The organism is Microcystis sp. LE19-8.1F (genome assembly GCF_027531715.1).
In the GTDB taxonomy this organism is placed as follows: Bacteria; Cyanobacteriota; Cyanobacteriia; order Cyanobacteriales; family Microcystaceae; genus Microcystis; species Microcystis wesenbergii_A.
Genome location: NZ_JAPZSO010000055.1, coordinates 1 through 7,686, shown reverse-complemented (window position 1 = coordinate 7,686; position 7,686 = coordinate 1). Strand labels below are relative to the sequence as shown.

Here is a 7,686-nt window from a genome sequence, read left to right as displayed (position 1 = left end):
CTTGGGTGCTTGGCCGGTAATCGGTATCTGGTTTACCGCGATGGGTGTTAGCACCATGGCGTTTAACCTCAACGGTTTCAACTTCAACCAGTCGATTCTCGATTCTCAAGGTCGTGTAATTGGTACTTGGGCCGATGTGTTAAACCGCGCTGGTATCGGTATGGAAGTAATGCACGAGCGCAATGCTCACAACTTCCCCTTAGACTTGGCTAGTGGTGAACAGGCTCCTGTAGCTCTGACCGCTCCTGCTATCAATGGTTAAGTTCTAGTCTGAACGAAAAGGCACTCCCGCGAGGGGGTGCTTTTTTGTCAGCAATTCTCATTTTGAAAAAAATCAGATAAAATTCTCTTAAGTAGTCGTGCCAAATAAATTTCCTAGTGAATAAAGGCAAGAGGCAAAAGGCAAGAGGGGGTTAGATATGTGTAATTAATTTTGCTTAGGTACTTACTGCTATCGAGACAGGGGAGTTCAGAATTAATCTCATGCAGTTGTTCTTCTCTATTAACTACATTTCCTTCCTCTTGTGAAAGTGCCAGCAGAGGATTAATGAAGCTAGAATAGACGATTAACTGTAGGATTATAAGCAGATTTAATCTTGGTAAATTGGGCATAGATTACCCTTTAATAAACTCCACATTATTTTCCATCTGTTCAAGTGTTTTGACAGAAATCAAGTCCAGAATTTGTCGCAATTGTTCCCCAATAGAGTAACGTTGTTGAGGGGCGAGTATTATTCCCCGATGAGATTTACCCTCAGTTAAATACTGAGTGTGTAAGCGGTAAAAATCGCCCCGATTGAAAGTGTATAACATCCTTCCTTGACCAGTAGCATAGTCTAATTGTTCTGAATCGGAGCGCCCCAACATTCCTGCTTCTGTAGCCGTTATCACATCGACTCCTCTGGCTCTTAAAGCCGCTACAAGGCTCTGATCCATCGAGTCTTCATCCAAATATAATGCCAGCATGACTATTTATTTAACTTAGATTGAAGCCACTCCTGTTCAAACTGTTTCACATCAGCTTCTTCTTGTGCTAAATCAGTTTCAATTTCTTCCCTGTTGGCATGATAGTAAGTTAGAGCCGCATAAACTTTGGCTAAATCTAAATGGGGATGTCCCATCCGGTTTAAAATTTCTTCAGGAGTCAGTCCTAATTTATACCAAGAAACGAGTCGGCGCACTGTCACTCCTGTCCCAGCAATTGTTGGTCTTCCTCCTCGAATTTTAGGAGAACGATCAATCAAAGTGCCAATTTCAATTGTCGTCGCATTCATTATCTAAATTATTAAGTATTTTAGCCTTTTTATTGTATCACAAATTCATTCAAATCGACCCAATTAAAAATTCATCGACTAAAAACTTAATTTTCACGCCCTGACAGAATCTTGCTTTTGCGGTTTAATTCTTATGATTTTTTCGTTGAGGAGAAGTGAGCGATAAGATATAATACAGAAAAAACCAGCCTAGAATTTTCATGAATAAAGCAACTCTCCTATCAGAAATGATTATAGAAAATGGGTAAGTCAAGCCGTTTTTGCCCGTTACCTGAACGTCTCCAAAGATTCGGTCAGTCAATGGGAGCGGGGAGAGAAACATCCAGCCAGACCCGCATTAAAACTGCTGTCTCTGGTGGAGAAAAAAGGTCTAAATGCGATTACTTAAGGGAAAAATTGCAGTTATTTACCTTTATTTGACCGATAACTGAATTAAATAAGTATTTAAGGTTAATTTTCTAACTTTATCGGACAAGAAGATCATGGATATCGAAATTCCCCACAAGATCGCTGAAAGCTTCGGACTTGACGAGAATTCAATCGTTGAACTCACAGAGAAGCCATGCAATCCAACGCTCGATCGATTGTTGGCCAGCATCCCAGAAGAATCCAGAAGATGTACTCGATTTTGTTGAAAGCGGACCAGGTGGTAAGGAGATGATATGACGGGGTGAGGTGATCGGACGTTCGTTTTGTCGAACGTCTGAAGTCTCACGGCAACTGCGTGGTCGCAACCTTAAGCGTGATTATCGGGTGACGACTATTTCCTCGATAGAAAACCGACGGACACCCCGAAATGGAGATTACCGATGCCCAATCCCCAACCCGCTCCCGATAGGGGTTCACCTTTGAGGGAAAAGGCTATCACCCCACCGGATAATAACCCCGTGATCTGACAGACCAGAAACCAATGTAACAGACGACGGCGTTCTCGTTCGATCGCACCCTGTAGGATCAAGGTTAGGTCATCTGTTCTGGTTCCTTCTTGGTACGTTGGATCAGCTTCTTTGCGATTAATTCTGGGGACTGTTTAAGAGAATCTAGGGACTCCTCGACCACACGACCAGATTTTTCTACCTGTGACCTTAGACCGGGTACGCTGAAATTGCGTTCTTTCATATAGTTTACGGTCAGGTAGTTGAAAGCGACGAGATTCTGGGCGGCGGCAAACTGGGCGGCCTCATCCACGCGACGAAAATTATCCTCTTGAATGTCCTCTAAGGGATTGGTATCGACGAAGATTTCTTCGGCATCGACGGAATCGTTTATGACTTTTTCACTCTCTCGCTGAACTAATCCCGTCTGGGCGTTAGTTACGGAGGCATTTTTCTCGGTTTCGGTCTGTTTATTCGCGATTTCGGGGGTAGCACTCGGAAAACCTTCGAGAGTACCCCATTTCTTATAGTGGGTGTTTAGGTCATCGAATATTTGCACCTGTTCATCACTGTAGTAGCTGTTTCGACCGTGTTTCTCGGCTTCCATGTCGTAACCCAAGCGGATCAGGTGCTGACGGCGTTCGTAAAACTGGGTTTTTCCTATTCGGTAGCGATCGGGTAAGGAGGCGGCTTTTTGCATAATTTTTCATCTCCGAGGGGTTAAGAATAAAAAATAAATACCGAATCGAGGGGACAAAAAGCTGAAACAGTGGATAGGTATGCGGAACTAACGGATAAATCCAGTATAGTCCCTTAAAAAAAGGCTTCAATTGGAACCAAGAGAATTTCGGAAGTTATCGTCGGTTCGGTTTAGGGATTAAAAAGACAAAATTAGGTTTACTTGTGACCGATTTCAGTGAGGAACCGATCGAGCGGGTAATCCAAAGCGTCGAGAATCGCTCGGAGGGTAGCCGTGCCGACACTCTTGGCCGTCTGAGTTTCTGCCGTTATTGCCTTGAAACCAGTCTCCAACTTTTGGATGTGCTGGGGTGAAATGTCCCGACCGGCATCCCTAATCTTATTTACCAACTTATTTCGAGATAGTCCCTGTCCCTCCCGAATCTCCTTTAACTTCAATCCTGCCTCCTCCGACCATGAGATAGTCTCGACCATCTCGACGGGAATCATCACCGTTTTCTTCTGTTTCACCACGTCCACAACCTCTCTGAAAAACTGTTGTTATCGTCTATTCTATCACTTATAATATTAATATCACTGATTGATAAAAAAAACAAACTTTGCGACTGTAAATAGTCAAGTAGTCGGGAGGTAACGGCGTGAGCATCTGGTCTCGCTCTCCGCAAATCTGGACAGCCTACGGGTTAGAGTGGCGTTTTGAGTACAATTCTTTTAGTGCCAAGCGCACCGTCAGTGCGAACGGTTTTGTCCTCGATATTCCCGTTAAGGCCACCACCAAGTTCGCCTCGCCCCGGGTGTGGCTGGATGATTGGGCTAAAAAGAACCGTAAACGGCTGCCACCCGAACCGGAAGGGGCGGTCAACTTGGAACTGGATCTGTTTCCCCCGCAATCAGTACGGGTAGAGGTGGTCGATGAACTGACACCAGAAGAGGAACGTCAACGTCTGTTCTGGGAACGCAAGGTAGAAAGGGCTTTCTACGAAGCGGGAACAGCCTTGAAGGAACTGCGGGATAGACGACTGTACCGTTCTACCCACAAGACTTTTGAGGAGTATTGCCGTGATCGTTTTGGTTATTCTCGTCGCAAGATGGACTATCTGATTTCTGGTTCCGAAGTTTTTGAGAATCTGCAAACGAGAACCATTGGTTCTCAATCAGACAGAGACGAAACGAGAACCATTGGTTCTGAAATTTTGCCAATCTCCGAGCGTCAAGTCCGTCCCCTAACTCAACTGGAACCAGACCAACAGAGAGAAGTGTGGCAGCAGGCGGTAGAAGCTGCTGGTGGTAAAGTCCCATCTGGTCGCATCGTCAAGGATATTGTACAGCGCATCCGGGAGCGAACCAAAATTCCCATACCCTACCGGGTCGGTGATGTCTGCGAAATTCTAATCAAGGATAACCCCGATTTACGGGGTCTGGGTGGTTGTTGGTGTATCGTGATCGAGGTGAGAGAATTTTCCTGTCTGGTGCGGGCTTGGAACGGTGAATATACCGTTAGAGAGGAGAATTTAAAGGATTTGCAGTATTCCCCCGACCACCGGCAAAATATGCAACGACTGAGCGATCGTCTGGTTGAACTCCGGTCGTTAGGGGAAGAGGAGACGGTGAGGGCTATTTTGGAAACGTTGGGTTCTTTGAAACGTCCCTACCTGAACCCTTGGGAAGAAAAGTTATTGGAGTTCTTGGAAGGATATAATGCCCGTTGATATAGAAGAAGATGGGCAAGCTTGGCATCGGGTTTCAGGGTTTACTAGGGATTTGAGAGTATGAGAAAAAGGCAAAGTTGGTCAACTTAACTTACTCCAAAAACTCTTTGGCAAAATTATCATTCCCCAAGAAGTTTATAATGAAGTCACCACGGTAAATCATCGGGATGCTTCGGTTGTTCCTGCGGCTCAATATAACCACCATTTTCAGTTAAACCCTGCTCTCTATGTAAATTTTTGTTAATTTCTGTTGGTTTACACTTGACAAAAACAGGGGGGTAAAGTAATATTAGTTCTGGTTTATTTTGTGACCAACTAGGTCTTGACAAATCAGGAAAAATCCCTCCGACTTAACTGTAAAGTTCATTCAATACGCAATTGACCAGGAGAGTATTTTATGGCAGTTTCATTAACAAAAGGACAACGAGTATCGCTAGAAAAAGTTGCTCCTGGATTATCAGAAGTATTTGTAGGATTGGGATGGGATGTCAAAGCCACTGACACTGGATCGGACTTCGATCTAGATTCGTCGGTGTTTTTGTTGGGAGCTAATGAAAAGCTAATCTCAGATAAACACTTTATCTTCTACAACAATCTTTTCAGCCCTGATCCAAACAAATCAGTCCAACATACTGGGGATAACTTAACAGGACTTGGTGAAGGGGATGATGAAGTTATTAAAATTGACCTCAAGAAAGTACCAGAAGAAGTTAAGAAGATTGTTATTACAGTAACGATTCACGAGGCACAGCAACGTCGCCAAAACTTTGGACAAGTACAAAACGCTTTTGTACGTATCGTTAATGCTCAGAACAAACAAGAGGCTGTACGCTACGACTTAGTAGAAGACTATTCTATTGAAACCGCCCTAATCATGGCAGAACTCTATCGCAAAGATGGGCAATGGTCACTCAACGCGGTGGGTTCTGGCTATCAAGGAGGGCTGCAAGCATTGCTAGATCGTTATAGCTAAGGAAAGTTCAAATTATGGCCATCAATTTACAGAAAGGGCAACGTATTTCCCTGACAAAAGAGGCACCTGGTCTGAAAAAAATTATTTGTGGACTAGGATGGGATGTAGTGGAACAAACTGGGGGTGGCTTGTTCGGCGCATTTAGTAACAGACCGAACTACGACCTAGATGCTTCAGTAATCTGCTTGGGCAGTAACGGAAAAGTTGGAGACAAGGACGATATAGTTTATTTTGGCAATCTCAAGCATCGATCGGGAGGAATCACTCACTTAGGAGATAACTTGACGGGGGCAGGAGAGGGAGATGATGAGCAAATCATTGTTGATCTTTCCTTAGTGCCATCACGAATTACCAAACTGGTTTTTACAGTCAATATTTATGACTGTATAGCCAGAAAACAAGACTTTTTCCAAGTAAAAAACGCATTTGTACGATTAGTAGATATGTCTAACAACAAAGAGCTTGCTCGCTACAATCTATCAGGAAATGAATACAAAGGTGCTACGGGAATGATTATGGCAGAGTTATACCAACATAACGACGAGTGGAAGTTAGCTGCAATTGGAAATGGAGTTAGTGTCAACGGATTAGGAGAAATTGTCGGTTCTTATGCTTAGTAAAGGAAAGCTATGTCATCTTTATTTGAACGACTGGACTTAACTAAATACAACCGCAAGCTCAAACAATCTCTATCTCAGCGTATAGATCTCACTAGACCAATTAAACTCAGGTGTCAATCTTGTAGATTGCGCCTTCAAGCAGAATGGGAATTTTGTCCTAACTGCGGTTTTCCCTTGCGAAATTTTTCAGAAAAAAGTCGCCATTGTATTTGGATAGATATTTCAAATATGGCAGTCTTACCCGAATATCAAGAAACCATGAGTGCAATTTTTATGGAAGCTTTTTCCAGACTGTATGGTGCATTCAGAGGTGTTCAGGTTTTTCTTACTACAGAACCACCTAACAGTCAGGAATGGCAAGATAAATTTACTCATGTTTATGTATTTGCTGACAGTCAGCCAGTAGATTATTTAGGAGTAGCGAGCTTCTTATTAGGTAAAGTTACTGGTCATGCAATTATCAGAATCGATCAAGTTTTTTATGCTTCTTGTAGAGGCAATCTTAGTATTAGTAGTCTATCTAATTTAATTGCCAACACGATTGCTCATGAGATTGGTCATACCTTAGGTTTAGATCACTCTGAATTACCAACAGATGTCATGCACGATGGATTAGACTACACGACTCATGGTGCCATGCCCCCTTCATTTCACGCAGAGCAGATTAACCTGATGAACAGTGCTATTCGCAGATATAAGACTGAAGAACAATGTTAGTGAGATCACTTATATATTACGATCGCTTTTTTGGTTATAATAGACATCTCCAAAAATTTATAAGTCAGTCACAGCAAAGAATAGCGGCAGATTAGACCAATAGTCAAAATTAGCTCTAAAAACCGATTAATCAGAGTTTCAAGAGACAAAATCCAATTTTGACGGAAAACTATGGCTAATTATAACGTCAATTACTTCCCCTGATTGCTCCCTTTCTATTACTTCTGAAATTAGCCTACTAATTCTCAACCTTACTAAGCCACAAACAAGAAAGCTAGAAATTAATTCCACACAGAAACCAGAAAAGCAAAACGTGACGGGAAAGCTAACCTAGATTTCGCTTCCCCTTGTTCTATCGATCGCATCCCCTAGCGATTTTTTCCCAGTCGAACCGGCGATCGATACTGCTCCAAATGCAGTTGTTAGGGATATGGGCAGCGATCGCTGTCCGGTTAGTCGATGTGTTCGGCAATGATGCCAGTGCCACGGTTGAGGTGAGGTGGTAAATAGAAGTCGGTACAAATTTCATGAATAGCCGTACTCTTGAAGCATATCCAAAATTTCTGGGTCGTTCTCGTGTTGAAGAATTTGATTTACATCAAATAGCTTTATTAAACCAGATGTAATAACTGGACTTCCCCCATACAGAAATACTAAAAAATTAACAAAACCCTTACTGCAGGTCGCTTCTCAGAAAAAATTGAAAAGAGGCTACTGGGTACATTTTTCCCTTGAAAATGGCTGTACCGTTGACTGTATCTGGAGTAGAGCGATTCCGTAGAGTTGGCTGTATAGTGATCGCTAACCTGATTTTAACAG

The 7,686-nt window shown here is 42.9% G+C and carries 12 protein-coding genes and 1 pseudogene; 7 read left to right on the top strand and 6 right to left on the bottom strand.

Annotated features, from left to right (window positions below):
* Window positions 1–262: photosynthetic reaction center family protein (locus O9334_RS06070; protein WP_159298104.1), on the top strand; the 262-nt coding region annotated here is incomplete at its 5' end.
* A gap of 353 nt (window positions 263–615) precedes the next feature.
* Here O9334_RS06070 and O9334_RS06065 read toward each other — a convergent pair.
* Both O9334_RS06065 and O9334_RS06060 read right to left on the bottom strand, forming a co-directional pair.
* Window positions 616–966 (bottom strand): DUF5615 family PIN-like protein, encoded by a 351-nt coding sequence (locus tag O9334_RS06065; RefSeq protein WP_190381667.1) that lies wholly within the window; start codon window positions 964–966, stop codon window positions 616–618.
* Window positions 967–968: 2 nt separating this feature from the next.
* Entirely contained in the window at window positions 969–1,274 is a 306-nt protein-coding gene (locus tag O9334_RS06060; RefSeq protein ID WP_130758141.1) for a DUF433 domain-containing protein, read from the bottom strand.
* 220 nt (window positions 1,275–1,494) lie between these two features.
* Between O9334_RS06060 and O9334_RS06055 the strand changes: the two genes are divergently transcribed.
* The gene (locus O9334_RS06055; RefSeq protein WP_287999670.1) at window positions 1,495–1,662 is read left to right on the top strand and encodes a helix-turn-helix domain-containing protein; all 168 of its coding nucleotides are present in this window, start codon (window positions 1,495–1,497) and stop codon (window positions 1,660–1,662) included.
* 372 nt (window positions 1,663–2,034) lie between these two features.
* On the opposite strand, the gene O9334_RS06050 is transcribed toward O9334_RS06055, so the two are convergent.
* The 3 genes from O9334_RS06050 to O9334_RS06040 form a co-directional block, all read right to left on the bottom strand.
* Entirely contained in the window at window positions 2,035–2,232 is a 198-nt protein-coding gene (locus O9334_RS06050) for a hypothetical protein (protein WP_287999669.1), read from the bottom strand.
* A 2-nt stretch (window positions 2,233–2,234) separates the two neighbouring features.
* Window positions 2,235–2,849 carry a hypothetical protein gene (locus O9334_RS06045; RefSeq protein ID WP_287999668.1) on the bottom strand — a complete coding sequence of 205 codons (615 nt, stop codon included), beginning with the start codon at window positions 2,847–2,849 and terminating at the stop codon, window positions 2,235–2,237.
* A 197-nt stretch (window positions 2,850–3,046) separates the two neighbouring features.
* Window positions 3,047–3,367, bottom strand: a complete 321-nt coding sequence (locus O9334_RS06040; RefSeq protein ID WP_045356694.1) for a helix-turn-helix domain-containing protein — start codon at window positions 3,365–3,367, stop codon at window positions 3,047–3,049.
* 119 nt (window positions 3,368–3,486) lie between these two features.
* On the opposite strand from O9334_RS06040, the gene O9334_RS06035 reads away from it, so the two are divergent.
* The 5 genes and pseudogenes from O9334_RS06035 (at window position 3,487) to O9334_RS06020 (ending at window position 6,867) form a co-directional block, all read left to right on the top strand.
* Window positions 3,487–4,557, top strand: a complete 1,071-nt coding sequence (locus O9334_RS06035) for a hypothetical protein (RefSeq protein ID WP_287999667.1) — start codon at window positions 3,487–3,489, stop codon at window positions 4,555–4,557.
* A gap of 85 nt (window positions 4,558–4,642) precedes the next feature.
* Window positions 4,643–4,801, top strand: a pseudogene (locus O9334_RS23105) (hypothetical protein); the annotation flags it as partial.
* A gap of 153 nt (window positions 4,802–4,954) precedes the next feature.
* Window positions 4,955–5,530: a TerD family protein gene (locus O9334_RS06030; protein WP_002760098.1), complete on the top strand. Its 576-nt coding sequence runs from the start codon at window positions 4,955–4,957 to the stop codon at window positions 5,528–5,530.
* Between the two features lie 14 nt (window positions 5,531–5,544).
* Complete coding sequence (locus O9334_RS06025) at window positions 5,545–6,147, top strand: TerD family protein (RefSeq protein ID WP_002760097.1); 603 nt, start codon at window positions 5,545–5,547, stop codon at window positions 6,145–6,147.
* Between the two features lie 12 nt (window positions 6,148–6,159).
* Window positions 6,160–6,867: a matrixin family metalloprotease gene (locus O9334_RS06020; protein ID WP_287768043.1), complete on the top strand. Its 708-nt coding sequence runs from the start codon at window positions 6,160–6,162 to the stop codon at window positions 6,865–6,867.
* Between the two features lie 352 nt (window positions 6,868–7,219).
* Here O9334_RS06020 and O9334_RS06015 read toward each other — a convergent pair whose 3' ends face one another.
* Complete coding sequence (locus O9334_RS06015; RefSeq protein ID WP_184891208.1) at window positions 7,220–7,396, bottom strand: hypothetical protein; 177 nt, start codon at window positions 7,394–7,396, stop codon at window positions 7,220–7,222.
* Window positions 7,397–7,686 lie beyond the last annotated feature (290 nt).

Coding starts and splice junctions, on each gene's coding strand:
- O9334_RS06045 (WP_287999668.1), bottom strand. CDS start 2,849: ATGCAAAAAGCCGCCTCCTTACCCGATCGCTACCGAATAGGAAAAACC.
- O9334_RS06060 (WP_130758141.1), bottom strand. CDS start 1,274: ATGAATGCGACGACAATTGAAATTGGCACTTTGATTGATCGTTCTCCT.
- O9334_RS06065 (WP_190381667.1), bottom strand. CDS start 966: ATGCTGGCATTATATTTGGATGAAGACTCGATGGATCAGAGCCTTGTA.
- O9334_RS06015 (WP_184891208.1), bottom strand. CDS start 7,396: ATGAAATTTGTACCGACTTCTATTTACCACCTCACCTCAACCGTGGCA.
- O9334_RS06030 (WP_002760098.1), top strand. CDS start 4,955: ATGGCAGTTTCATTAACAAAAGGACAACGAGTATCGCTAGAAAAAGTT.
- O9334_RS06020 (WP_287768043.1), top strand. CDS start 6,160: ATGTCATCTTTATTTGAACGACTGGACTTAACTAAATACAACCGCAAG.
- O9334_RS06025 (WP_002760097.1), top strand. CDS start 5,545: ATGGCCATCAATTTACAGAAAGGGCAACGTATTTCCCTGACAAAAGAG.